Here is a 26,094-nt window from a genome sequence, read left to right as displayed (position 1 = left end):
GAAGGAAGGATCTTCGTAAGTAGCTCCCCAATCTAAAGGCGCAAAGCTCGCTACTAAATCTGATTAGGTATTAATAAAACAAAAAGAAAGAATATTCGCTCTTTTTTTAAAGAAAAGCACTAATTTAGTTTCATGAAATTGCATGAAGGCGACCATACTTATTATATTTATATAATCACCAATAAATACAAAACTGTTTTATACACAGGAGTCACAAATAATTTAAGAGTTCGTTTAAATCAACATAAAGAAAATATAACAGGAGAAAATAAAACTTTTGCTTCAAAATATAAAGTTGAATTCTTGTTGTACTATGAAAAATTTACTTGGATTCAAGAAGCAATAATGCGTGAAAAAGAAATAAAAGGCTGGATAAGAGATAAGAAAATAGAATTGATTAAAACGATTAATCCTGATTTAAATTTTTTGAATTACTTGTTTGAATAATATCTTTGTAGAGTTTCTTGCGAAGATTCTTCGTTCCTCAGAATGACAAGATTGCGGTTAATCCTGATTTTAGTTTGTTTTATATCAAAATCTTCTTCAAAGACTCTGCAATACTTCGCCATAAAAAGTTGTAGAATGATTTTTCCTGAATTCTTTCTATTTCAACTTCAGCGGTTTTCGCTTTGTCTTTAGAATCATTTTTTACTAATAAATTAGCAATTGCCGATTTGAGTTTGACTTCTTTTTCAGGATGTTTCTTTTTGTATAATTTCACTTTTAAGTCATCATAATCCAGAGAAGCATTTCCTTTTGAGATATTATCATTTCCATAGAAATTAAAACGGTATTTATGAAAAGCTCCGGTAAATGTAGCATTCATATAAGGTTTGCTGAATTGACCCATGGCTCTAACATCAAAATTAGAAATCACGCCTTCAATATGAAAACTGTCTTTTTTATCCAGAACATTCAAACTCCAGTCAACATCGAGCGGAGAATTTTTCATGAAAATGCAGTTTACTTTGATTTTTAGATCATCTGTTTTTTTCAGTCCAAAACCACTTCGAAGATTAGTTGCCCGTAAGTTGAATTTGTCGAAAGTGAGAACTCCCGGACCTTTAGAAAAATCTATTTCTTCTTCATAAACCAATTTTGATTTCAAAACCTGAAGCGTATCAATTTCAAGCGGAAATTTTATATTTCGAAGTAAATGATTGTAAAGATATTTTTTGCTCAAATCGTCTTTTGGCATTTTTCCGCGATAAATATTCGCATCAAAATGATTAATGACAAGTGAATTTGCTTTGAAGAAAAAACGATCGTTTTTAAAACCCCAATCCATTTTTGCAATTTGAGCCGAATCAAATTTTAAAGTATAAATATCTTTTTCGGTTTCTAAACGTTTGGTAAATTCCCGACGATTGAATTGCGGAAGATTAGCAAAATTATTAATCTTCAAAAAGTTTTTTTCGGTACTGATTTTTCCAATTGTTATATGATAAAAAGCACTCGGACGATAAAATAAACTATCGCAGACCAAAGCATAACTTTTATACTGAAGTGGAATTTTTTCTTTTAAAGTAGCATCCGTAATTAAAATTCCTTCCAGTTTCAGGAGGATTTTTTTAATACTGAAAATAGGTTTTTGCGTATCTAAAGAAACAACATCAACGGTACCGTCATTTAGATAAATATTCGAAACGCCGATGATTTTCTGGAATGGTTCAATAATTTCGTTTTTAATGCTTTTGCTGTTGTTCAAAAGTTTTTCGCCTTTTTTATATAATATCACACGAGGTTTATTGATAATAATACTTTCGGCCTGAATAATATCGCGAAAAGCTAAATTCCAAATATTAAAATGTTTTATAGTAATAGATTCTATTTTGGTAAAAAGTCCGTTTTTGCTGTCTTTCGGTTCATTTTTCGGATTTACCAATAAAGTTTGTGCATAGATATTTCGGGAAAAAAGAGAAACTTCAATTTTTTCGTAATTAATTTTATAAGCTGTTTTGTTTTTCTCGTGAATAATAATCGGAAGTTGTTTTTTGATCCAGTAATTCAAGCCAATATTGGCAAAAATTAAAAGTAGAAAAAGAGAAATTACTCCGATCGCTATTTTTTTATAGATTGACATTTACAGTATTAATTTTAAATACATAAATTTAGAGTTTTAAAAGGGAGTGATTTTACATTATTCCTTTTTTTGGTTACATCATTTTATAAACCTTATTATTTTTATTTTTTACAAAATATGAGAAGATTTAAAAAATTTCTGCTGGTTTTATTGGTACTTATTGTGGTGCTTGGAATAGGATTATGTGCTTATATTTTTCATTTGAAACCCAAATATGAAGGTGAGGCAGAACTGAAAAATCTCGATAAGGAAACAACTGTATATTTTGATGAATTTGGCGTTCCGCATATTTATGCCGAATCTGAAAAAGATGCCATGACCGCGCTTGGTTATGTTCATGCACAGGAAAGATTATGGCAGATGGAATTGCTTCGCAGAATTGCTCCGGGAAGATTATCTGAAATTTTCGGTTCGGTTGCGCTTAAAAATGATAAGTTTTTCTCAGGAATAGGAATTGAGGAAGCTTCGGCGGAAGCCATTTCTAAATTAGATAAAAACAGCGAAAGTTATAAATTGACTTTGGCGTATCTGGACGGAATCAATCAATATTTAGAAGAAGGAACTACGCCTGTCGAATTTACATTGGTAGGTGTAAAAAAAGAAAAATTTACAATAAAAGATGTTTATAATATTTTCGGATATATGTCTTTTAGTTTTGCTATGGCGCAGAAAACAGATCCGTTACTTACGGATATTAAAAATAAATACGGTGCAGCATATTTGAAAGATTTAGGAATTGAGGGCGAATTTAATAACACACAAATTAAAAGTTCAAAAGAAAATCTGGATGAATATACAGCTGTTTCAAAATCAATTACGGCTTTGTTAGACAAATCACCAATTCCGCCGTTTATAGGAAGCAACAGCTGGATTGCCGGGCCTAATAAAACAAAAAGTGGAAAAGTAATTTTTGCCAATGATCCGCATATTGGGTTTTCTCAGCCTGCAACTTGGTATGAAGCGCATTTGATAACACCAAAACATGAATTGTATGGCTGTTATCTCGCTGGAACTCCGTTTCCGTTATTGGCGCACAATCGCGAGTATGCGTATGGTTTAACGATGTTTGAAAACGATGACATCGATTTTTATGAAGAAAAAAACAAAGCAGGAGATTCTAATCAATACCAAACGCCAACAGGTTTTGCAAAGTACGAAATCAGAAAAAAAACGATAAAAGTTAAAGATACTTCGGATGTTGTTTTGACTGTAAAATCAAGCCGACACGGACCAATTATGAACGATTTGGTGGAGCGTTTGGATAAGAAAAATCCAATTGCCATGTTGTGGACTTATACACATCAGCCAATTCAGATTTTAGATGCCGTTTATGGACTTTCGCATGCAAAAAATAAAGATGATTTTAGAAATTCAGTAAAATTGGTTGCAGCGCCGGGACTGAATGTTATGTATGGCGATGCCAAAGGAAATGTGGCCTGGTGGGCTGCCGGAAAGTTATATAAGCACAATAAAGGCGTTAATACGCATTTAATTTTAGATGGTTCAAGCGGAAAAGATGATATTGTAGAATATTTAGATTTTTCTAAAAATCCATCTGCAGAAAATCCGAAATGGGGTTATGTGTATTCTGCGAATAATCAGCCCGAAGCAATTGACGGCTTTTTGTATCCGGGATATTATCTGCCGGAAGATCGTGCGAAAAGAATTTCGGGATTAATGGATGCAAAATCAGATTGGGATAAAGAAGCGATTAGTAAAATGATTTACGATAATACATCAGAAGTGGCGGTTGGAACGGTTCAGAATTTGATTTCGAATATTGATGTGAATTCGAGTTCGGCAGCAGAAAAAGAAGCTATTAAGATTCTGAAATTCTGGAAAGGAACAAACAACTTGGAAGATGTTGCCCCAACGATTTACAATAAATGGATTTATCTGTATCTAAAAAATACTTTTGAAGATGAAATGGGCGAAGATAATTTTAATATGTTTTTAGGAATTTCTCTTGGAAAACAAGTTATTGCGAATCAGGTTAAAAATGAAAATTCGGTTTGGTGGGATAATATCAAAACCAAAAATGTAAAAGAAACCCGAAAAGAGATTGTTTCGAAATCTTTTCATGAAGCGATTACAGATCTTCAAAAACAATTAGGAAATACAATTGCGGATTGGAAATGGGGAGAAGTTCATACCGTAGAACATGAACATCCGTTAGGAAAAGTGGCAGCACTTCGTGGTTTATTTAATGTTGGTCCTTTTGCTTCGCCGGGATCAAATGAAGTAATTAATAATTTGTTTTTCGGTTTAACCAATGAAGGAAAGTATTATGTAAAAGGTGGACCTTCAACCAGAAGGATTGTAGATTTCTCTGATATTGAAAACAGCTGGAGTATTTTACCAACAGGACAATCTGGAAATCCTTTCAGTAAACATTACAGCGATCAGGCAGAAATGTATAATGCAGGAAAGTTCAGAAAAATGAAACTGAATAAAGAAGAGATTGTGAAAACTTCGACAAAACTTACTTTTAAACCGAAAGGATAGTTTATTTTGTTTCAGGTTTCAAGTTTTGCGTTGCGAAATCTTTGTCAAAGTTTCAAACTTTGACAAAGATGTTGAGACTTTAAGAAACTCAGAATCTTAGAACTTTAGAACCTCAGAACCTTTACTTAGAAAGATATTTCCCCTTAACAATATCGCTTGCAAAAATGTTGAGGTTATTAGTAAGCACTTTACTCGTTGTCATAATATTTTGAGTTTGATAGGCTGTATCTTTTTCGTAGGCTTTTAGCAAAGTTTCCAGTTCAACTTCGTCATAAACAACAAAAAGATTGTAGATCGCATCTCTAAAGTTTTTGTAATTGATACTTTCTGTAATTTCCATTGTTTTTTGTTCGTTCCAGCCTTCTTTTACAGAAGTTCCGTTTATTTTAGACAAACAAAAATCGACAACATAGTTTTTATAATGAACTGCTTCGACAATTTTATCAATTATAATTTTGTTTTGTTGTGAAGGCATTTTTGGAGCCTGAAAATTGGTTTGCGAAATACAAATTGCCGGAATAAAAAGAGATAACAGTAAAGCCAGAAAAGCGTGCTTTTTTAGATTTTTCATAGGTTATTTTAGTTGTTTTGGGTACGGCTAAAATACTATTTTAAATACTAATTCATCAAATTTGAATGTTAGAAATTGTAACAAAAAAACCGATAAAACAGATTTTGATTCTGCTTTATCGGAGTTGAATTTTTTATGCTTTCTAAAAATTATTTAGTCTTGTTTTTTGAAAGTTCTTCTAAAACCTTTTTACCGCCTTCGTTTGTAGGATCAAGTTCAACAGATTTTGAATAATTAGTAAAAGCCAGTTTTTTGTCGCCATCAGCCAGATAAGCTTCTCCTAAACTATCATATACATTTCCTGATTTTGGAAAAGCTTCTACATTAATTTTAAAAATTTCTATAGCTTCTTTCTTTTTTCCGGTTTGTAGTAATTGATAACCAGCATTATTCATATCGCCTTCTTTAATGCCGTAAGTAGGATCGTTTTTCAGTTTTTTATAAGCATCTAATCCGGCAGCGGTTCCTTTTTGAGTAAAAATTTCCAGAAGTTCAAGCGCCATCGATCTTTTAGGCTGATCAAATGACTGATTGTACAAAATATTGCGAATTGAATTGTTCATTTCGCCTAAAACTGTTCCGCCAGTATTGTTCAGTAAAACAACTAAAATTTTATCAGCAGGAATGCGTGAAATAATCGTATTGAAACCGTTGATTCCGCCGCCATGTTCAATAACTTTTAATTTGCCTTTGCCTTCAATATTTACATCTTCAAGAGACCATCCGTAGCCATAAGATTCGTCTCCCCATGCTTTTATATACGGTTTGAATAAAGATTCCATCGATTTTTCTGAAAGCAATTTATTGGTGTAAAGCGCCTGATCCCATAAATATAAATCTTCTACAGTCGAATATAAAGAACCTGCCGCATACGGAATGCTCATGTCAAGATAAGAAGCATTACTGTAGTTTTTTCCTCTTTTCTCATAACCCTGCGCTCTGTTTTTTATAATAATTTCACTATGATCATAACCTGAATTAACCATTTTTAAAGGCGTAAAAATAGTTTCCTGTAAATATTGCTCGTATGTTTTGCCTGTGATTTTTTCGATAATATAACCTAGTAAAAAATAACCCGAGTTGCTGTAATTGAATTTTTCTCCAGGTTTAAAATCTAACGGAAGTTTATCAAAAGTTTTTACAAAATCAGCCGGAGTGTAAGGATTTTTGGCCTTGTCTCTTAAAAAGTTAGGAGCATTGGTATAATTTGGAATTCCAGAAGTGTGCGTCAATAAATTATGAATCGTTATTATGTCTCCATTTTCTTTTGGATAATCTGGTAAATAAGTCGTAATAGGAACATCAAGTTTTAGTTTTCCTTCTTCGGCCAGTTTTACAATTAAAAGCGCTGTAAACTGTTTAGTAATTGAACCTAATCTAAATTTTGTATCAGGCTGATTCGGAATATTCCATTCCATGTTAGCCAGACCAAAACCTTTTTTTAATATCACTTTTCCGTTTTCAGCCACCAATGCCGATCCGTTAAATTGTCCGTATTCGGTATATTTGGCTAAAAGATCTTCGATTTGTTTTGCTTTGTCCTGCGCAAAAGTTGTTAATGAAAACAACGACAAAATTAAGCAGAGCGTAATTAGTTTGATTGATTTTTTCATAATGATGATTATGGGTTAAGTTAATGAAATGATTCTTTTTTTGATTGATGATTGAAACTTCTAAAACATAGATATTCAATATATTAAACCGAAAGTACGATTTTTTTTACTTGAATGAATCTATGCTCTTAAAATGTTAGACGATTGAGATTTGATTTGGTTTCACAATCAATTAATTTTTTTTCATTTACTTAAATAAAAAAGAATTTGACGATAGATTAAGGCTAGTTTTTATAAGGCCTATGCTCGTAACTTACAATTCGTTTCAATTTCCAATCTGTGCCATTTCTTTCCCAAATATGAACAAATTTCCCAGTTCCTTTTGGAACTCCATCAACATAAAAAGTATGTTCTCCTAATTGTACCGCTCCAAAATCACCCAATTTATCAATTGTACAGGAATTTAATTTTCTAGTTAATTTTTGCGGGCTCTCACATATTGAAATCAACGATTTGATTTCATTTGCCTGAGATACATTCAATCCAGATCGGTCATCGTAAAATTCAATATCTTCTGAAATTATTTTTTTAAAGAGAGCAGCATCGCATTGATTGAAGGCAACATCAAAAAGTAAACTATCCATTTTAATAATTTCATTTTTTAAAAGATCCATTTTTAAAACTTCTGAATTTGTTTGTGCTATAGCTTCTCTTTTTAAAAATAGCATAAAGAGAACTAATATGTTGATCATTTTTGGCATAGCAGTAATTTTATAATATTGATTTTCAGAAGACTTATTTCGTTTCGATGTCAATCAATTTTTGACCCTTTTCTCCCAAATAATGTAGTAATAGATCTGTGTATACTTTGTAACCATCATCAACGTTAGTAAAAATCACTAAACCTTGTTTCGTTTTTGGAAGCAAAAAGAAAAGTGTCTGAACACCTTGATCAGCTCCGCCGTGTGATAAAGCATATTCTCCGTTTCCGAAATCATAAATTTCAAAACCTAAACCAAAATATTTATCTTTTTTAGTTTTGACCTGATGCGCATTCATTTCATCAAATACCTTTTTGCTTAAACCATCGCTGTTTAAAACACTGCACAGAAATTTTCCATAATCTTCAATTGTGGTCAGTAAATCGTCGGCAGCGTTTACTGTTTTGTTTTTTACAGGTTCGTAGGCATTTCCTTTGTTGTCATAATTAATGGCATATCTCGAAAGATCGACTTTATCATTCCAGATTAATTGAGAATCGTTCATTTTAGCAGGTTCAAAAACCAATTCTTTAGCCAGTTGATCTAATGTTTTATGGAATTTTTTCTCCAGCGCTCTTCGCAGATATTCAAATCCTTCGCCAGAATATTGATATTGAGTTCCGGGTTTAAATTTAAAATCAAGTTTTTTAGAAGGATTCATCCGTCTCCAGTTTGGGAAACCAGTTTGATGACTTAAAACAATTCTTGTAGTCAATAATTTTAAATTAGGATCATTTGCGATATCGGGATCTATCCAGTATTTATAAAGCGGTTCGTCAAGATCCCATTTTCCTAAACTTACTAGTTTTAGCGTTGTAATCGCAGTTATAGGTTTTGTCAGCGAAGCAACATTCCAAATCGTATTATATGGTGCCGCAACACCTTTTTTAAGTTCGCCAAAAACTTTTACCTGTTTCAGTTTTCCATCTGTAATAATACCAATTCCTAAAGCAGGAACTTTGTTGTCTTTAAGCCATTTTTCGGTTAAATCCTCATTGTCAAAAAGAGTTAATTTACTTGGTGCCGAACTTACCGTTTGGTGATCGTAACTAAGCGATCTCGATAATTTCCAAACTTTGTTTTGTAAAAGCCAAACGTGCGTAAACTTTGCAACGCTTCCAAATTGTTCCGGTTTTCCAGCCGAAGTTTCATAAAAGCGGTGTGTTCCTATTTGTATTGCGCCATACAAAACACCTTTTTTGTATAACGGATAAATTTCTGTGCTTCCGTCGACTAATTCTCTTCGCGATTGATACGTTGATGGAGAACCACATAAACCGCTTTTTAAAGTTTTTAGAAATCTTGCTTTGTCGGAAATACTGTCTTTATCGTGAAAAAACTCAAAATCTTCTGTTAGTAAATCCTCAAATTGTTTGATGTTGCAAGTATTGAAACCAATATTGAACAGAAGACTGTCTTTTGATATAATGGTTTTGTACAAAGCCGAGTTTTCAGTTTCCTGAGAAAATCCGAATTGGATTTGAAAAAATAAAATTCCAACTAAAATTGTTTTTAGCTGAAAATGAGTTTGATTGATTTTCATTTTATGATTGATTGATGATGAATGATTTTGCAATATTACATCAATCACAACTTCAAAAAATAGTATAAAAGCGAAATTTATCTTTTTTTAGAAAGAAAATACGAATCAGGATTAAACATTTTAGGTGTAGTTTTGGTTACATCTTTAAACTTTTTGATAAAATGCGACTGATCAAAATATTTATTGTAAAGCGCAACATCGGTTAACTTCAATTTCTCTAAATCAGAATTAATCATGAGATCGACCGATTTTCTGAATTTCAAAATCTGAATGTATTTTTTTATTGTAAGTCCGGTTGCGGTTTTAAATTTAATCTGTAATAATCGCTGGGAAAACTTCAAATCTTTACTGATCTCAGAAACCGAAACTTCTTCTTGATAATTTTTAATGATTTCACAGATTTTTTCAATTAGATTTTTCTCTGAATGTAAATCCGACAATTCTTCAAAATAAACATTAATTGTATTTAATAAAGTCTCAATTTCAGAATCAATTTCAATTTGAAAAGGCAGTTCTTCTGAATTAATTTTAATTATGGAATCTGAAAAATCACTCAAATCATATTTTGGAAACATAGAAAGCGTCCAGGCATGAAGCTGAATTATAATAACTTTAGTTTTCGGCTGAATATTAACCAAAACCTTATTGGTCATTTGCGAACAAAAGTAGATGCCTTCGCTCATTTCGTATTTGTTTTTACTCGTATTAACTTCAATTGCATTTCCGGTAACAATGGACAGATTAAAACAGCCGTTTGGTAAAACGAGTTTGTTTTCAATCAGGCTTTCGCCGATGCTGTTATCCAAACACCAAATTTTATTGATGAACCTTTCCGTTTTTTGAGTTACATAATGTTCTGAATAGAGGTTCATTTTGATGTGTTGCGTAATATAAAAACCGATGATGATGTTAAAATTTGTTTTAACAGGATTAGCAAGAAGAGTTTTTTAATCATTGAAAAAACTCTTCTTCACATAAATATTCTAATCTGTGTAGGCAAAATTTAGCATAAACATATCCTAATGGATAAGACATTATTATCGTTGATAATGTTACACAAATAAAATTTAAATAATCGAGTGGAATATCTATTATTGTAAAATGTACTATTTTGTAATAAATAAAGATTTTGTAAGTTAAATATAAAATAATTGTTTTAATGATTATAAGTCCAAGGAGTGCACCGTCTTGGAACTCTTCGAAATCTTCTTTATCTTCTTCTGTTAAGGACTCGTATATTTTTTTAATCTCTTCTGGGGAGTGCTTTCTTTTAATCCCAACATTTTTTAAAAGGTGTTTGGTCAGATTTTCAAGTAAAGAGTGGTTAAAAAAATGAAACGGAATACTTAAAATTAATGCCCAAATTATATATAAAATAAATGTGTATAAGGAATCTATTTCATTAGAGAAAAAACCTTTTTTGAAAAACAAATCTATTATAACTATTCCAGGGAAAATAAAATTTAGAAGTTTTGAAGACTTCCTTAAAAAAAACTTTGAACTTTCAGTATTAATTTCCATACATCGATTAATTGAATTTCAGAATATTATATAACGTTTAATATTAATTTTATTAAAATTATTCCTGGTACTATTATAGAAAGAAGATAGAATAGTTTTGTTTTTATATAGTACAAAGCATATATTTTCCACCAGTAATGCCATTTTATGTATTTATAATATGTCATATTATCAGCTATGAATTTTTTATGATCTATGGGGGAATGATTTTGATATTTTCGAAGAACATTTTGGTATCTTAGTTGTAAATCATTACAAAAAATAAATTTATCCTCTTCAGAGACATCAGTTTTGTATGTTTTAAAAGTTTGCAATTCATTATATAAATCAGAAAGGTCTAAAGCACAATCGTGAAATTCACGTGCATTTACTAGATAGTTTTGAGAGCTCTCAAATAGAGAAAAGAGTAATTGAAAAATTGAAACTGCTGTAAGGCTAAATGCAAAGAGGTTTTCTGATTTTTCAATAGGATTATATATTTTATAAACTGTTAATAATCCAAAGATTATTAAATAAACGGAAAGTACTCCGTTGCAAATGTTAGAGATTTTGGATAAAGATTTTAATCTATCATTTGCAGCAAATCTTGCTCCTTTTGTGGACCAAATTTTATGTTTTAATTCTTTGAGAAAATCTTCATCTAAATGTTCTTTTCCTTGGGGCTTTTCAAAACTTGCCATCTATTTCTTTTAAGGATGATTAAAAAGGTATTTATATATTTAATCTATAGAGATTAAGAAGCTAAAGTAATAATTTTCTAGTTGAACTCCCCAAAATAATCACGTTTAGTATTCTGCCATTCCTCCAAAATAATACTATAATAAACATCATCTCTGCTATTTCCTTCAGAATCGATATAATTATTTCGAAACAAACCTTCTTTCAGCGCGCCTAGTTTTTCAATAGCACTTTGCGATCTTTCGTTTTCAAGATCAGCGCTGAATTGTATTCTTCTAAATTGAATATTTTCAAAACCAAATTTTAATAATTCATATTTACAGGCTTTGTTTAATCCCGTTCCCTGAAAATCTTTTCCGTACCAAGTCCAGCCAATTTCGCATTTTTCGCTTGCATAATTCAAATAACCATAACGTGTGCTTCCGGCAACTTGGTCTGTGGTTTTGTCAATAATAAGGAACGGATAACAAACGCCGTCGGCTTTTTGTTTTAATGTACTTTGAATGTAATTTTCGAAATCCTGATCATTGCGAACGTACATTCCCATGTATTTCCAGATTTCGTCATTAAAAATAATTTCTTTGAGTTCGATGTTTCTTTCACTTTCAAAAGGAATCAATAATACCCTTTCGTTTTCTAATATAATTTCTGATTGTAAAATTTCGCTGTTCATTTGTGGTTATTTTTAAATTATAAAAGATAGATAGTTTCTGTTCAGACGAAATTACTTCTTTTGAAAATCTAAATAAATCCATAAAAAAGAGATTTTGTTATGAAAACAGGTATTGCCCGAGAATTTATTTCACAATAATATTGGTTTGAAGGTTAAATATTTGTTGTATTTTAAAGCTTATGTACAATTATTACTTATTTTTACGATCTTATATATTAGATTTTCCCCGATGCAAACTTCACTAAAAATTGCTGTTGTAGGTTCTGGATTAGTAGGATCACTTTTGGCAATTTATCTTAAAAAAGCAGGTCACACGGTTCATGTTTATGATCGCAGCCCTGATATTCGAAAAATAAATTTTTCTGGTCGTTCTATTAATCTGGCAATGTCAAACCGAGGCTGGAAAGCGCTTGATGGTGTTGGAGTGGGCGATGCAGTTCGGGAAATCGCAATTCCGATGGATAAACGAGCGATTCATTTAGTTGATAAACTCAATTTTCAGAATTACGGTCAGGAAGGTGAATCAATTTACTCCATTTCGAGAGGAAAGCTAAATAGAAAAATGATTGATTTGGCTGAAAATGCCGGTGCAGAATTTCATTTTGAACAAAAAATCTGGGACGTAACCCTAAGTGATGCAACGCTTCATATTGGCGAAAGCGAAAGAGGCGAGTGGGAAGAACATAAATTTGATATGGTTTTTGGTGCCGATGGAGCATTTTCAAGAATCCGTCACAGAATGCAGAGACAAAGTATGTTTAATTATTCTCAGGAATTTTTAAATATGGGATATAAAGAATTGAATATTCCGGCAAATGCTGATGGAACGCATAAATTGGATAAAAATTCATTTCACATTTGGCCGAGAGGCGAATATATGCTGATCGCGCTTCCTAATCTTGATGGAAGCTTTACCTGTACTTTATTTATGCCTTTTGAAGGAGAAAATTCTTTTGAATCACTTACAGATCGTAAAATGGTTGAGAATTTCTTTGAGAAAAATTTCCCGGATTCAATTGAGGTAATTCCTGAACTGGCAAATGATTTCTTTAAAAATCCAACAAGTACATTGGTAACGATGAAATGTTTTCCGTGGACTTACGAAGATAAAATTGCTTTAATTGGAGACGCTTGTCATGCGATTGTTCCGTTTTACGGACAAGGAATGAATGCAGGTTTCGAAGATATTACGGTTTTAAATGAAATGATCGAGAAATTTGGCGACGACTGGAAAAAAATCTTTACAGAATATCAAATTTCACGTAAACCAAATGCCGATGCCATTGCCGAACTTTCATACCGAAACTTCATGGAAATGAGTACCAAAACGGCAGATGAAAAATTCTTATTACAAAAGAAAATAGAAAAGGTTTTTTCAGATAAATATCCTGATAAATGGATTCCGCTTTACAGCCGGGTTACTTTTAGCGATCGTCCGTATGCCGAAGCGCTGGCAATTGGAGATTATCAAAACGGTATTATGGAAGAAGTTTTAAAGCTCGATAATATTGAAAATATATGGAACACACCAGAAGTTGAAAATAAGATTCTGGAATTGCTTCAGAAAGCCTAAAAAATTAACTGCATAAATTATAAAGTAAACCCGACAGGTTTTTAAAACCTGTCGGGTTTCATATTTAAAGATTTAAATGAACTTATATAACTTATATGGTTTAATATTTTTTACTTTTTTAAGAATTTTGATAAAACTCCAAAAACACCTCTAATAAAGGTAGCACTTGTTACCACTTTCAAAACAGATTTTGTAACTACTTCTGTAGTACTTGGTTCTGATTTGGAAGTTTTGGAGGGAGTTTGTTCTTCTTGCTGTGCTGCAGCTTCAGTAGCGTCGGCAATTTTTTTATTTAGAATTTCAAAAGCACTTTCGCGGTCGATTTCTTCGGCATATTTTTTAACCAATTTTGATTTAGCGTTAATTTCATCTATTTCAGAAGGGGATAAAACATCCATTCGACTCTGAGGTGCGCGCATCATAGTTGCTACAAGCGGAGTAGGAACACCTTTTTCATTTAGAGCCGTAACCAAAGCTTCTCCAATTCCTAAACTTGTAAGCAATTCATCTGTTTTATAATATTGAGATGTAGGGTAATTATCGGCAGTTTTTTTTATCGCCTGACGGTCGTTTGCTGTAAAAGCTCTCAATGCATGCTGAATTTTTAGTCCTAATTGTGCCAGAACACCACTCGGAACATCCATTGGGTTTTGAGTTACAAAATAAACCCCAACACCTTTTGAACGAATTAGTTTTACAATCGTTTCAATTTGTTCTAATAATGCTTTGCTGGCTTCATTAAATATCAAGTGCGCTTCGTCAATAAAGATTACCAATTCAGGCTGTTCAGCATCGCCTTTTTCAGGCATTTTTTGATAAATCTCCGCTAAAAGACTCAGCATAAAAGTAGAGAATAATTTAGGTTTATCCTGAATATCTGTCAAGCGGATGATGTTTACGTAACCTTTTCCGTTTTCATCAATTCGCATTAAATCATCAGTTTCAAAAGATAATTCACCAAAAAACAAATCACCGCCTTGTTGTTCAAGTTCAATAATTTTTCTTAAAATAGTTCCGGTAGTTGCGGTAGATATTTTACCATAGCTGGCAGCGATTTCGTCTTTGCCTTCTTCGGTAATATAATTAATGACTTTTTTAATGTCTTTTAAATCCAGTAAAGGCATTTGCTTATCATCACTGTATTTAAAAATAACAGCGACAACCCCAGCCTGTGTATCATTCAAATCTAAAATTCGCGAAAACAAAACCGGACCAAACTCTGATACTGTAGCACGCAGACGAACTCCGTTTTGTTTAGAAAGCGACATCAGCTCAACCGGAAAAGAGGATACATTATAAGGTAGGTTTATTTTAGCGTGACGTTCTGTAATAAAACCTTCTTCTTTTCCTTCTTTAGCAATACCGCTAAAATCCCCTTTAATATCCATCATTAAAACAGGGATTCCGGCATTAGAAAGCTGCTCAGAAAAAACCTGAATAGTTTTCGTTTTTCCTGTTCCCGTAGCTCCCGCAATAAGCCCATGACGGTTTAATGTTTTTAATGGAATCTTTACATGAGCCTCTGAAATAGCTTCTCCATCTAAAATGGCACCTCCCAGAACTATAGAGTCGCCCTTGGCAGAATAACCAGTGTTTATGTCCTGAATGAAATTGTCTTTTTTATTCATGTTTTTATTTGTAATTTAGATGATTATAAGAGTTTTGTTTGATTTTTTAACAATTAAGCTATCTTTTTTTTAGTAGGAAAATGCTTTTTTTGATTGAAAATGACATAAAAAATAAATTCTCAGCTTTTTAAGAAGATTTCAAAGGAATGTTTGAATATTTACTAAAACGTTGTAATTTTTTTATTAATCGCCTTTTTTTTTGTTTTATCATAAAAATGATGCCGACAAATTAATGAGATATTTTTTAATTTGACGTTAAATTTCCTTCAATAAAATTAAAAAAAGTTTTTTTATTTAAACTAAACGTATAAATTTGCTACCCTACAAGTTAAATATAACTAAAAAATAAAAATTATTTAAAACTATTAAAATTTAAAAAAATGGCAAACGTTAAAGTTAAAAAAGAAAGCACTTCAAATGGAGGAGGGATGATTACTGGAATCATTATCACAGCGTGTATTTTGGTTGGGGTGTTTATTTGGAAAGTAATCATGGGAGATGCTTCTAACTTCGAAGGAGGTAACCCTGAAACTGGACATCCAATCAATACATTAGGACAAGTTTATAAAGGAGGATTCATTGTACCTGTATTATTAGGTATGTTTTTAATGGTTGTTGTTTTTTCTATTGAAAGATTTATCGTTATCGGTAAAGCTGCTGGTAAAACTAACTTAGACAAATTCATGAAAAGCGTTCAAGGAAGTATTAAAGAAGGAAACATCGAGGCTGCTATCGCTTCATGTGACAAACAACAAGGTTCTGTTGCAAATGCAATTAAATCTGCTTTAGTAAAATACCAAGACGTTAAAAAAGAAGGATTCAACAGCGAAGAAGCTTCTGAAGTAATCCACAAAGAAATCGAAGAGGCAACTTCATTAGAAATGCCAATGTTAGAGAAAAACATGACTATCATCTCTACTTTAGTATCTTTAGGTACATTAGGAGGATTATTAGGAACTGTATCTGGTATGATTAAAGCGTTTGGTGCGTTAGCTTCTGCTGGTACTCCAGACCAGGCTGCTCTTGCAACAGGTATTTCTGAGGCACTTATCAACACTGCAACAGGTATCTCTACTTCTATCTTAGCAATCGTTTCTTACAACTTCTTTACTGCTAAAATTGACGATTTAACTTACTCTATCGATGAGGCTGGTACTACAATCGTGAATACTTACAGAAGATTCAGAGGAAGTTTAAGACAATAATTAATTTTTTGATATATAATTTCAATTATATCAAAATAAAAAAATAAAAGATAATGGCTAAAATAAAAATGAAAAAGAAGTCAACATCGACAGATATGACTGCCATGTGTGATGTTGCGTTCCTTTTGCTTACGTTCTTTATCTTGACCGCTACTGCTAAGGTGCCTGAGGCGCTTCCTGTAGATATGCCTTCATCTACTGTACAAAGTAAATTACCAGATTCTGATTTGGCAATTATTTCAATAGGTAAAGGAAAAGACGGGAAAAGCAAAGTGTTTTTTGACATTAAAGGAAGAGAGATCCGTAAAAAGACTCTTGAAGGAATGGGAGCAAAATACGGTGTAACTTTTTCAGAAGATGATAAAACGAAATTTGCGTTAATGGATGATTTTGGTGTGCCAGTTACTGGTTTAAAACAAATCATCGCTATGAAATCTTCTGACAGAGTGAAAGCGGATCAACCTGGAATTCCAATTGATTCTTTAGATAATCAACTTAAAGACTGGCTTTTAGTTTCAAGAAGAGCTACGATTGATCTTGATGATAAAGAATTAAAAATTGCAATTAAAGGAGATGCTAAAGAACAATATCCACAAATCAAAAAGATTATGGATATTTTACAAGATCAGAAAATCAATTCCTTTAACTTAGTTACAGGGATGAGAGGAAAAGACTTTTAATTAAAAAAGATACAGTAAAATGGCTGAATTAAATACCGGCGACGGTGGCGGCGGGAAAGGCGGCAAAGTAAGAAGCAAAAAGCAGAATTCGAAGGTAGATTTAACTGCCATGGTGGATTTGGCATTCTTATTGATTACGTTCTTTATGTTGACCACATCGTTGTCAAAACCTCAATCGATGGATTTGTCATTGCCAGATAAAGACGAAGATCCTACTAAAAATAAAGATATTAAAGTAGATGAGAATCGTACTATGACGGTAATATTGGGAGAAAACAATAAACTTACTTACTATATGGGGTTGCTATCATCTCCTATCGCAGGACCTAAAGATATTACATATGGTAAAGATGGTATTCGTAGAGAAGTTCTAAAAAGAAAAAAATCTGTTTTAGAATATTCTGCTTCATTGGGAAAACCAAAAAATGGAATTATTGTTATTATCAAACCGACAAAAAAATCAACTTATCGTAATTTAGTTGATATGTTGGATGAAATGGCAATTGCAGGAGTAGATACTTATGCAATTGTTCCTGAATTTACTCCAGAGGAGGCAAAATTGGCAGATCAAAAATAAGAGTAATCTTGTTTTTAACATCCTAATAATCAAGAAAAATGAAATTAGATATTATAAAAAATCAGTGGCTTGATATCGTGTTCGAAGGTCGTAATAAGATATACGGAGCATATGAGCTGAGAAAATCGAACAGTAAGACTACGATAAAAGCACTTATCATAGGTTCGATTATTTTTAGCTTCGCTGTTGCGGCTCCTCTTATTGCAAGTTTTTTACCAGATTCTGGTGAAGAAGATGTGAATAACGATATTAAAATTGCGACAGTAAAATTGCCTCCTAAGAAGAAAGAGGAGATTAAACCAAACCAACCACCACCACCACCGCCACCGCCAAAAGTGGATCAGGTGAAGTTCGTGAAACCTGTGGTTGCTAAAGCAAATGAAGTTACCGAAGATCCTCCAAAAATTGAGGAACTTAAAGATAAGAAAGTAGGTAACGAAACCATCAAAGGAGATCCGGATGCAGAATTTACTGTTGCTGAACCGGTTGGTAAAGGACCAGTTTCTCAGGTGGTAGAAGAAGATAACAGTGTATATAACACAGCTGGTATCGAAGTAAAACCTGACTTCCCTGGAGGTATGGATAAATTCTACAAATTCGTAGGAAATAACTACAAAACTCCTGAAGAAGAAGGTCTAAAAGGTAAAGTTTACGTTACTTTTGTGGTTGAAAAAGACGGTTCATTAACCGACATTAAAGTTTTAAGGGATATCGGATATGGTACAGGAGCAGAAGCAATTCGTGTTCTTAAAAAATGTCCAAAATGGACTCCTGGCGAGCAAAATGGTAAAAAAGTGAGAGTACTTTACTCTTTACCTATTACTATTCAATCTGCAGAATAATGTTAAAAGATATGCTTAATAATATTCAGAAGAAATCGCTCAAAGAGCGATTTCTTCTTGTTTTAGGAATACTGTTTTTTTTAATATACCTTGTGCTGGGTTTAATGATTATGTTTTGGGAAAAACTCCCGCTTTACATGGAACCAAAATACAGGTATGCTTTTGGCGGATTACTAATTGTGTATTCGGCAATACGCTTTTTGAGATTAATAAATTCAAACACAGAATAATTATGCTAAAAAATAGTAGGTTTTTAGGTTTGGTTGTTTTTGTTTTTTTGTTTGCCATGTGTAACCAAAAAAGTAAAAATGAATCTGATAAAGAAACTATTCTAAAAGGTACTTTAGAAATTACAGTTGATGAAACTGTAAAACCAATTATAGAAGACCAGGTTGCGGTTTTTGAAGGAACTTACTACGATGCGAAAATTTCAATTACTCCTAAATCTGAAGCTGAGGTTATAAATGATTTGTTGAACAAAAAGGCTATGGTAGTCGTTACTACAAGAGATTTAACCAAAGAAGAAATTAGCAGATTTGAAAAAAGTAAAATTGTTCCCCGAGTAACTCCTTTCGCAAAAGATGCAATTGCATTAATTGCAAATAAAAGCAATAATGATACATTAATTGCGTTGAAAACTGTAATTGATTTTATACAAGGAAAGTCTAATACTGCAATTAAAGGTCTTGTTTTTGATAATCCTAACTCAAGTACAGTTCGATATATAAAGGAACTGGCAAAAGTAAAAGATCTGCCTGCACAAGGTGTGTTTTCTTTTAAAACAAACGACGAGGTGATTAAATTCGTTTCTGAAAATGATGGAATGATTGGTGTTGTTGGCGTAAATTGGTTGTCACAGCCGTCACCAAACATGGTTGATATTGTGAAGCAAATAAATGTTCTAAGTGTGAAAGGACTAAATGATACAAAATATTACAGTCCTACACAAAATGATCTTGCAGAGGTTAAATATCCTTTGGCACGTGATTTGTTTATAATTAACTGTCAGGGGTACGCTGGTTTAGGAATGGGGTTTGGTTCGTTCATAGCTGGAGACATCGGACAGAGAATAGTTTTAAAATCTGGATTACTCCCAGTAAGAACTCCAGGTAGACAACTTCAAATTAGAAAAGAAATTTTAAAAGATAACGAATAAATTAATTACTATAAAGATGAATAAATTTAAAATTTTTAGTCTTGCTATGGTTGCTACAGTTTCTGTTGCAAACGCTCAAGATATCAAAGAAGCTAAAAAGGCAATTGATGCTGAACAGTTTCAAAAGGCGAAATCATTACTTAAATCAATCATTAAAGCGAAACCTTCTGATGGAGAAGCTAATTTTGTTTTAGGTAATATTTATTTGAATCAAAGTGTTGTTGACTCTGCTAAAATCTATTATTTAAATGGAATAGAAGCTGCTGATAAGAAAAACTTAAACTATATCGGATTAGGTCAAATTGATCTTGATAATAAAAATACAGCTTCTGCACAAGCTAACTTTGCTTTAGCAACAAAAGATATTAAGCGTAAAGATGTAGATGAATTTATCTATATCGGTAGAGCTTATATGAATTCTAATAATCCGGATTATACAAATGCAGTTGCAAGTTTAAAGAAAGCTTTGGCTATTGATCCTCAAAATGCTACTGCACTTTTGGCAATTGGGGATGCTTATTACGGAGCGAACAATCAAAATGATGCTTACAAAGCGTATCGTGATGCTTTTACTGCTGATCCAACTCTTTTAAGAGCAAAAATGCAGTTAGGAGTTTTATTAAAAGGAGCTAAATCTTATGATGAAGCTATTAAATCTTTCAATGAAGTTATCGCCATAAACCCAAATTATGGGCCAGTTTACAGAGAATTAGCTGAAACCTATTACAAATGGGGAAGAAACAAACCTTCTACAGCTAAAGTTAACTTGCAAAATGCAATTACAAACTACGAGAAATATTTAAGTTTGACAGACTACTCTTTAGATTCTAAAATGCGTCACGCTGATTTCCTGATCTTAGTAAAAGATTACAAAAGTTTAGAAACTGTTGCAAACAAAATGATCGCTGAGGATAAAGTAAATCCTAGAATTTTCAGATATTTAGGATATGCTGCTTATGAAAACGGTAATGTAGATGTAGCAATTAAATCTTTGGAAGATTATATTAAAGTACCAACTAATAAAGTAATCGGAAGTGATTATATGTATCTTGGATTGGCTAAAATAAAAAAAGGAACAAATGCTGCAGGTGCTGTAGACCAGGTTTCTTTTGATGCTGGTATCGCTAATATCAAAAAAGCAATTGAATTAGAACCATTAGTAGCTGAAGAACTTGGAGATTACGGTAAAGAATTATTCGGTAAAAAACAATGGGCGCAGGCTGCGGCTATATATGAGTTAAGTTCGTCTAATTCGGAATCAAAAAATTATTTGACGGATAATGTTTACTATGGTATCTCTCTTTATTATGCAAACTTAGATAAAAAAGCTGCATCACCAGAAGTTGCTGCCGATTTAGCTAAAGCAGATGCTGCTTTTGACAGAGTCTTAGTAGCTTCGCCTTCTTATGATGAAGCTTATCTTTATAAAGGAAGAATAGCTAATTTATTAGAAAAAGAAGATCAAATAGTTAAAAATTACGAAACTTATGTAGCTAATATTACCGCAAAAGGGGCTGAAGAATTAGCAAAACCTGCTACAGTTAAGAAAATTGTTGAAGCTTACAATAGTATTGGTGCAAGTTATGCTAATACTGATAAAGCAAAAGCAGTTGAATATTTTAATAAAACTTTAGTTTTAGATCCAACAAATTCTTATGCTACTCAGTCTATGAAGGCTTTAAAATAATATAGTTTTAAACTAATTTTATAAAACCGATAGTTCACTTTGAACTATCGGTTTTTTTTGTTCCGTATTTAATTGACTATCTTTGTACATTAAATTTGAATAATGTTATCTAAAGAAATACAATTAGAAGTAAATAAAGGAGCAATGCTGCCTTTGATGGAAGAATTTTATACCATACAAGGAGAAGGGTTTCATACAGGAACTGCTGCTTACTTCATTAGAATTGGAGGCTGTGATGTAGGATGCCACTGGTGCGATGTAAAAGAAAGTTGGAATGCTGAGCTGCATCCGCCAACAAATATAGATGTAATTGTAAACAATGCTTCAAGTTACGCAAACACAGTGGTAGTTACAGGCGGCGAACCACTTACTTGGGATATGACTTTGTTGACACAGCGGTTAAAAGATAAAAATCTGAAAGTGCATATTGAAACATCTGGTGCTTATCCGTTATCTGGAACATGGGATTGGATTTGTCTTTCTCCAAAGAAAAATAAATTGCCAACTAAAGAAGTTTATGAGAATGCACATGAGTTAAAAGTCATTATCTATAATAAACACGATTTTATTTTTGCAGAAGAACAAGCAGAATTAGTAAATGATAATGCTATTTTATTTCTTCAGCCTGAATGGAGTAAAAAAGAAGAAATGACACCATTGATAGTTGATTATGTTATGAACAATCCAAAATGGAGAGTTTCACTTCAAACACATAAATATCTAAATATTCCTTAAACAAAAAAACTCTCCCAAAAAGGAGAGTTTTTTTTATTTCCAGTTTTTATACTTTTTTAAATTTGTAATATGGGCTAAATGATGATTTCCGTGCCAGGCATACATACCAATAATTTGCTTAAGTCGATATTCAGAATTATTTTCCGGATGAATAAAAGATTTCTCTAAATCATTTTCAGATAAATTTTTCATAATATAAGCCAGTCTAAAATGCAATCCTTCCAAAAGAATTAATGTTGGGTCAACAGGCATTTGTAAACTATCCGGAAGTTCAGACCATAATTTTTCATCGTATGGTTTTATTATGGGATTGTTTTCGGTTAATGCCCATTTTAATCTTATATAACAATTCATGTGGCTTTCAGCACAATGATGAATTACTTGTCGAATTGTCCAGCCATCAGGCCGATATGGAGTATCTAATTGTTCGTCATTCAAATTAATTGCTTCAATTTTTAGCCTTTCGGGAAAAGTCGAAATGTCTTCAATTTTAGTTGAAATATATTCCGGAGTAAATTTCTCAGGAATTTGAAATTTGCCTATCGGATATTTTAGTTTTTCTAAATCTAGTTCATTCATCTTCTAAAAATTTATTTTTATATAGAAAGTTTAGCTAAATAATCATAATGTTCACCCTCTGTTATCAGTTCACACTTTAGTCCATTTGCAATAGCAGCATTTTGTAGTGTATTATAATCAAGATATAACCAGTCAAAAGTTTCTTCCTTTTCGCCTTTATACGAAATAGAAAAAGTAAGTTCTCCATAATATTCTGTTTCAGAAGGAATCCATTTTCCGCCGTCTTCATCTTCATCAAACATATAAATGATATCAGAACTGTCAATTAGAATTTGACCATCTGGATTCAAAAGCGATTTTAACTTAGATAAATAAGTATTAGCGTTTTTTAATTTCCCGAAAATACCAGTACCATTCATTAATAGAAGAATCGTATCAAATTTGTCTCCTTCAAAATCCAGAATATTTTCAACCAATGCGTTTTCTACACCGCGAAGTTTACATGTTTCTATTGCTTTTTGAGAAATGTCGATGGCAGTTACATCTAAATTGCGATCATTTTGTAATGATAAACTATGACTTCCGGCTCCACATCCAACGTCAAGAACTTTTCCTCTAGCCAATTGTAAAGCTTTTTGCTCAATTTTTGGCATTTCATTATAAGAGCGAAATAAATATTCGACACTCATTTCATCTTCTTCAGAAATTGAAGTTTCGGTAATTATATCTTCGGGTGAATTATTAGTTTGGAAATCATACATCGCTTTCCCAAAAAGATCTTTCATTGTAATTTAGTTCAAAGTTTAAGGTTTCAAGTTTAAAGTTGTTTAATTTTGCAGATCAACTTTAAACTTTAAACTTGAAACAAATTTTAAATAACTTAAATAAGTTAGCCAAAGATAAGCATATCGAAAACAAAAAGTATTTTGATAAGCTGAAAAAGAAACAGCCTAAGAATTTAGATTACATTATGCAGGATTTGCATGATGCCGAATTTAAAAGAACTGACTGTTTACAATGCGCCAATTGTTGCAAAACAACCGGGCCGTTATTTACTTTGGCCGACATTGAAAGAATTTCGAAATCTTTTAGACAAAAACCACAGCAATTTATTGAACAGTATCTGCGTATTGATGAAGATAAAGATTATGTTTTGAAAAGCGTTCCATGTACTTTTCTTGACAGCGAAAATTATTGTATGATTTATGATGTAAGACCAAAGGCCTGCAGAGAATTTCCGCATACAGATCGTAAAAAGTTCCATCAAATTGCTGATTTAACTTTAAAAAATGTAGCCATTTGTCCAGCTGCATATAATATAGTAGAAGAAATGAAGAAAAAACTTCCGCTTTAATAGAAATCAGTACTTTTGAATAATCTCAAACCATAACAAGAAACTTAAATTGAATTTAGAATACTTTATAGCCAAAAGACTTATTACTGCCAAAGATTATAAAAGCAGTATATCAGCACCAATTATAAAAATTGCTATATCAGCGATTGCGATTGGTATAATTATGATGATGGTTTCTGTGGCGACGGGAATTGGTTTACAGCAAAAAATACGCGAAAAAATTTCTGCATTTAACGGTCAGGTTATTATTTCCAATTATGACAACAATAATTCAGATGTTACTTTAATACCGATTTCGAAAAAACAGGATTTTTATCCAAATTTCAAATCCATTCCAGAAGTAAGCCATATTCAGGCTATAGCAAGCAAGGCCGGAATTATTAGAACCGAAAATGCTTTTGAAGGAATTATTTTTAAAGGAGTAGGAGCCGATTATAACTGGAATAATATAAAAGAGTATTTAGTAGAAGGGAAATTGCCTGATTTTTCTAATACATTAAACGAAGATGTTATAATTTCAAGATATTTGGCAAACAGGCTCAATTTAAAATTAGGAGACAGTTTCAATACTTTTTTTATAAAAGAAGAACAAGGGAAACTGCCAAACAGCCGCAGATTTAAAATTACAGGAATCTTTAGTTCAGGATTTCAGGATTTCGATGCTACTTATATAATAGGAGATATTCGCCATATTCAGCGAATCAATAAATGGAGTACGGATCAGGTAGGAGCTTTTGAAGTTTTTGTAAAAGACTTTACGAAAATCAAAGAAACAGGGAATCAGATTTACGAACAAATTTCTTCAAATCTCGACACCAAAACGATAACCGAAAAATACAGTTATATATTCGACTGGCTGCAGCTTTTCGATTTTAATATTATTGTTATATTAGGAATAATGATTCTCGTTGCCACAATTAATATGGTAGTTGCGCTCTTAGTGCTTATTTTAGAAAGAACGCAAATGATAGGAATATTAAAAGCCGTTGGAGCTAATAACTGGTCAGTGCGAAAAGTTTTCCTGTATAATGCATTCTATTTAATACTTCGTGGATTGTTTTGGGGGAATTTAATTGGGATTTCGATATTGTTAATTCAACAGCAATTCGGGATCATTCATCTTAATCCTGAAAATTACTATGTAAACCAAGCTCCGGTTTATTTAAATTGGATGCACATTCTTTTATTGAATCTATTAACCATAACAGTTTGTTTCCTGGTATTATTGATTCCCTCCTATATAATAACTAAGATCTCGCCGGTAAAGGCAATTCGTTTCGATTGATCTCCTAAAATAATACACTTCCCAACCCGACAGATTTTTAAAACCTGCCGGGTTTGTTTTTCATACATATATATAAGTATAGATTAATTGAATTTCATTTTATGTAGAGACGCACGGCAGTGCGTCTTATTAATATTAGGTATGTAATAAAAGATATTGTCTGTTTTTTAAATTTTTAAGGTTAGAGATGGGATGATTTAGGTAGATAATGCCATTTTCAAAATAAAATCTGTCTGAGCAGAGAAGAATTTGGTAAAAAGACGGATAAAAGGGGGAGATGCAGCCGTTTTTTCGGGCAGAAGGTGTATTTAAAAAGATTGTTTATCCTTTAAAAAAGGGCATGAAAGCTTAAAAACTCCGCAAAATGGAAAAACAAAAACGGGAAGAAATTACCAAAAGCCTATCAAAACAAAGAAAACCCTTACATAGGGATAAAAAATTTTGATTTGTAAAGGAGCCGTTATCAGCGAGTTAAGAAAAAGGATTAAAAAAGAATAAAAAAAGATTAGAAAAAGGCTTGTTTAACTGGAATTGTTGTGTACTTTTGCACCCGCAGAAACGAAAAACGTTCATCGAAATACTGACAGGCATAGGGAATCGATCAGAGAAAAAAAATCTGAAAAAAAAAGATTGCGAAAAGCTTGTGAGATTTGAAAATGCTTTTTACATTTGCACCCCGCAAAACACGGAAAGTTCCTTGAGAGACTGGAGAGAAATTGAGAAAATGGAAACGAAAAAAAAGTTTCAAAATTTTTTAAATTTTTCTTGCGAGAAACAAAAAGAAGTTTTAGTTTTGCACCCGCTTTGAGAAACAAGCGAAAGACAAAAAGAAATACACGTTCGTAGACATATTGAATTGACAGCCGTCCCGAGAGATCGGGACAGAAAAAATAAGAGTAATAGAATCGTAAAGATTCGAAGAGAACCGATAGAAGAGCATCGCATAATAATATTAAAATATACGA

25 protein-coding genes are annotated in these 26,094 nt (G+C 32.2%); 13 read left to right on the top strand and 12 right to left on the bottom strand.

Annotated elements, in window-relative coordinates; all coding sequences use genetic code 11:
- Positions 1 to 132: 132 nt before the first annotated feature.
- Positions 133 to 447 carry a GIY-YIG nuclease family protein gene (locus ABDW27_RS09865; protein ID WP_343695745.1) on the top strand — a complete coding sequence of 105 codons (315 nt, stop codon included), beginning with the start codon at positions 133 to 135 and terminating at the stop codon, positions 445 to 447.
- Positions 448 to 526: 79 nt separating this feature from the next.
- Here the strand turns inward: ABDW27_RS09865 and ABDW27_RS09860 are convergent, their stop codons facing one another.
- Positions 527 to 2,083, bottom strand: coding sequence for a hypothetical protein (locus tag ABDW27_RS09860; protein WP_343695744.1), 1,557 nt, complete (start codon positions 2,081 to 2,083; stop codon positions 527 to 529).
- 117 nt (positions 2,084 to 2,200) lie between these two features.
- Between ABDW27_RS09860 and ABDW27_RS09855 the strand changes: the two genes are divergently transcribed.
- The gene (locus ABDW27_RS09855; RefSeq protein WP_343695743.1) at positions 2,201 to 4,588 is read left to right on the top strand and encodes a penicillin acylase family protein; all 2,388 of its coding nucleotides are present in this window, start codon (positions 2,201 to 2,203) and stop codon (positions 4,586 to 4,588) included.
- Positions 4,589 to 4,709: 121 nt separating this feature from the next.
- Here the strand turns inward: ABDW27_RS09855 and ABDW27_RS09850 are convergent, their stop codons facing one another.
- The 8 genes from ABDW27_RS09850 to ABDW27_RS09815 all read right to left on the bottom strand — a co-directional run bounded on the left by ABDW27_RS09850 (position 4,710) and on the right by ABDW27_RS09815 (position 11,888).
- Positions 4,710 to 5,159 carry a hypothetical protein gene (locus tag ABDW27_RS09850; RefSeq protein ID WP_343695742.1) on the bottom strand — a complete coding sequence of 150 codons (450 nt, stop codon included), beginning with the start codon at positions 5,157 to 5,159 and terminating at the stop codon, positions 4,710 to 4,712.
- 149 nt (positions 5,160 to 5,308) lie between these two features.
- Complete coding sequence (locus ABDW27_RS09845; RefSeq protein WP_343695741.1) at positions 5,309 to 6,772, bottom strand: serine hydrolase; 1,464 nt, start codon at positions 6,770 to 6,772, stop codon at positions 5,309 to 5,311.
- A gap of 224 nt (positions 6,773 to 6,996) precedes the next feature.
- Positions 6,997 to 7,464 carry a nuclear transport factor 2 family protein gene (locus ABDW27_RS09840; protein ID WP_343695740.1) on the bottom strand — a complete coding sequence of 156 codons (468 nt, stop codon included), beginning with the start codon at positions 7,462 to 7,464 and terminating at the stop codon, positions 6,997 to 6,999.
- Between the two features lie 43 nt (positions 7,465 to 7,507).
- On the bottom strand, positions 7,508 to 9,016 hold the full coding sequence (locus tag ABDW27_RS09835) for a serine hydrolase (protein ID WP_343695739.1): 1,509 nt from the start codon (positions 9,014 to 9,016) through the stop codon (positions 7,508 to 7,510).
- Between the two features lie 77 nt (positions 9,017 to 9,093).
- Complete coding sequence (locus ABDW27_RS09830) at positions 9,094 to 9,888, bottom strand: AraC family transcriptional regulator (protein WP_343695738.1); 795 nt, start codon at positions 9,886 to 9,888, stop codon at positions 9,094 to 9,096.
- 79 nt (positions 9,889 to 9,967) lie between these two features.
- The gene (locus ABDW27_RS09825; RefSeq protein WP_343695737.1) at positions 9,968 to 10,537 is read right to left on the bottom strand and encodes a hypothetical protein; all 570 of its coding nucleotides are present in this window, start codon (positions 10,535 to 10,537) and stop codon (positions 9,968 to 9,970) included.
- 26 nt (positions 10,538 to 10,563) lie between these two features.
- Positions 10,564 to 11,217 (bottom strand): SLATT domain-containing protein, encoded by a 654-nt coding sequence (locus ABDW27_RS09820; RefSeq protein ID WP_343695736.1) that lies wholly within the window; start codon positions 11,215 to 11,217, stop codon positions 10,564 to 10,566.
- 77 nt (positions 11,218 to 11,294) lie between these two features.
- Positions 11,295 to 11,888: a GNAT family protein gene (locus ABDW27_RS09815; protein WP_343695735.1), complete on the bottom strand. Its 594-nt coding sequence runs from the start codon at positions 11,886 to 11,888 to the stop codon at positions 11,295 to 11,297.
- Between the two features lie 229 nt (positions 11,889 to 12,117).
- Here ABDW27_RS09815 and ABDW27_RS09810 point away from each other — a divergent pair, with 229 nt between their 5' ends.
- Positions 12,118 to 13,461: an NAD(P)/FAD-dependent oxidoreductase gene (locus ABDW27_RS09810; RefSeq protein ID WP_343695734.1), complete on the top strand. Its 1,344-nt coding sequence runs from the start codon at positions 12,118 to 12,120 to the stop codon at positions 13,459 to 13,461.
- Between the two features lie 110 nt (positions 13,462 to 13,571).
- Here the strand turns inward: ABDW27_RS09810 and ABDW27_RS09805 are convergent, their stop codons facing one another.
- On the bottom strand, positions 13,572 to 15,089 hold the full coding sequence (locus tag ABDW27_RS09805; RefSeq protein WP_343695733.1) for a helicase HerA-like domain-containing protein: 1,518 nt from the start codon (positions 15,087 to 15,089) through the stop codon (positions 13,572 to 13,574).
- 380 nt (positions 15,090 to 15,469) lie between these two features.
- Here ABDW27_RS09805 and ABDW27_RS09800 point away from each other — a divergent pair, with 380 nt between their 5' ends.
- From ABDW27_RS09800 to ABDW27_RS09765, 8 genes are all read left to right on the top strand, one after another.
- A complete protein-coding gene (locus ABDW27_RS09800) occupies positions 15,470 to 16,294 on the top strand; it encodes a MotA/TolQ/ExbB proton channel family protein (RefSeq protein ID WP_343695732.1) in 825 nt (274 codons plus the stop codon).
- Between the two features lie 53 nt (positions 16,295 to 16,347).
- Positions 16,348 to 16,974: a biopolymer transporter ExbD gene (locus ABDW27_RS09795; protein WP_343695731.1), complete on the top strand. Its 627-nt coding sequence runs from the start codon at positions 16,348 to 16,350 to the stop codon at positions 16,972 to 16,974.
- Between the two features lie 19 nt (positions 16,975 to 16,993).
- Positions 16,994 to 17,551 (top strand): biopolymer transporter ExbD, encoded by a 558-nt coding sequence (locus ABDW27_RS09790; RefSeq protein ID WP_343695730.1) that lies wholly within the window; start codon positions 16,994 to 16,996, stop codon positions 17,549 to 17,551.
- 38 nt (positions 17,552 to 17,589) lie between these two features.
- A complete protein-coding gene (locus ABDW27_RS09785; RefSeq protein WP_343695729.1) occupies positions 17,590 to 18,393 on the top strand; it encodes an energy transducer TonB in 804 nt (267 codons plus the stop codon).
- Complete coding sequence (locus ABDW27_RS09780) at positions 18,393 to 18,623, top strand: hypothetical protein (RefSeq protein WP_343695728.1); 231 nt, start codon at positions 18,393 to 18,395, stop codon at positions 18,621 to 18,623. The genes ABDW27_RS09785 and ABDW27_RS09780 overlap by 1 nt, the downstream gene beginning before the upstream one ends.
- 2 nt (positions 18,624 to 18,625) lie before the next feature.
- The gene (locus tag ABDW27_RS09775) at positions 18,626 to 19,549 is read left to right on the top strand and encodes a substrate-binding domain-containing protein (RefSeq protein WP_343695727.1); all 924 of its coding nucleotides are present in this window, start codon (positions 18,626 to 18,628) and stop codon (positions 19,547 to 19,549) included.
- Between the two features lie 16 nt (positions 19,550 to 19,565).
- Entirely contained in the window at positions 19,566 to 21,236 is a 1,671-nt protein-coding gene (locus ABDW27_RS09770) for a tetratricopeptide repeat protein (RefSeq protein ID WP_343695726.1), read from the top strand.
- Between the two features lie 102 nt (positions 21,237 to 21,338).
- Complete coding sequence (locus tag ABDW27_RS09765) at positions 21,339 to 21,971, top strand: 7-carboxy-7-deazaguanine synthase QueE (RefSeq protein ID WP_343695725.1); 633 nt, start codon at positions 21,339 to 21,341, stop codon at positions 21,969 to 21,971.
- A 33-nt stretch (positions 21,972 to 22,004) separates the two neighbouring features.
- Here ABDW27_RS09765 and ABDW27_RS09760 read toward each other — a convergent pair whose 3' ends face one another.
- Together ABDW27_RS09760 and ABDW27_RS09755 are read right to left on the bottom strand one after the other, a co-directional pair.
- Positions 22,005 to 22,550: a YfiT family bacillithiol transferase gene (locus ABDW27_RS09760; protein WP_343695724.1), complete on the bottom strand. Its 546-nt coding sequence runs from the start codon at positions 22,548 to 22,550 to the stop codon at positions 22,005 to 22,007.
- Between the two features lie 17 nt (positions 22,551 to 22,567).
- Positions 22,568 to 23,275, bottom strand: a complete 708-nt coding sequence (locus ABDW27_RS09755; protein ID WP_343695723.1) for a class I SAM-dependent methyltransferase — start codon at positions 23,273 to 23,275, stop codon at positions 22,568 to 22,570.
- 74 nt (positions 23,276 to 23,349) lie between these two features.
- Here ABDW27_RS09755 and ABDW27_RS09750 point away from each other — a divergent pair, with 74 nt between their 5' ends.
- Together ABDW27_RS09750 and ABDW27_RS09745 are read left to right on the top strand one after the other, a co-directional pair.
- Positions 23,350 to 23,844 (top strand): YkgJ family cysteine cluster protein, encoded by a 495-nt coding sequence (locus ABDW27_RS09750; protein WP_343695722.1) that lies wholly within the window; start codon positions 23,350 to 23,352, stop codon positions 23,842 to 23,844.
- Positions 23,845 to 23,893: 49 nt separating this feature from the next.
- Positions 23,894 to 25,129, top strand: coding sequence for an FtsX-like permease family protein (locus ABDW27_RS09745; RefSeq protein ID WP_343695721.1), 1,236 nt, complete (start codon positions 23,894 to 23,896; stop codon positions 25,127 to 25,129).
- The last annotated feature ends 965 nt before the right edge of the window (positions 25,130 to 26,094 follow it).

The organism is Flavobacterium sp., assembly GCF_039595935.1.
GTDB lineage: Bacteria > Bacteroidota > Bacteroidia > Flavobacteriales > Flavobacteriaceae > Flavobacterium.
Note: the sequence above shows the minus strand (reverse complement) of the source record. Positions and strands in the feature narration are given on the sequence as shown.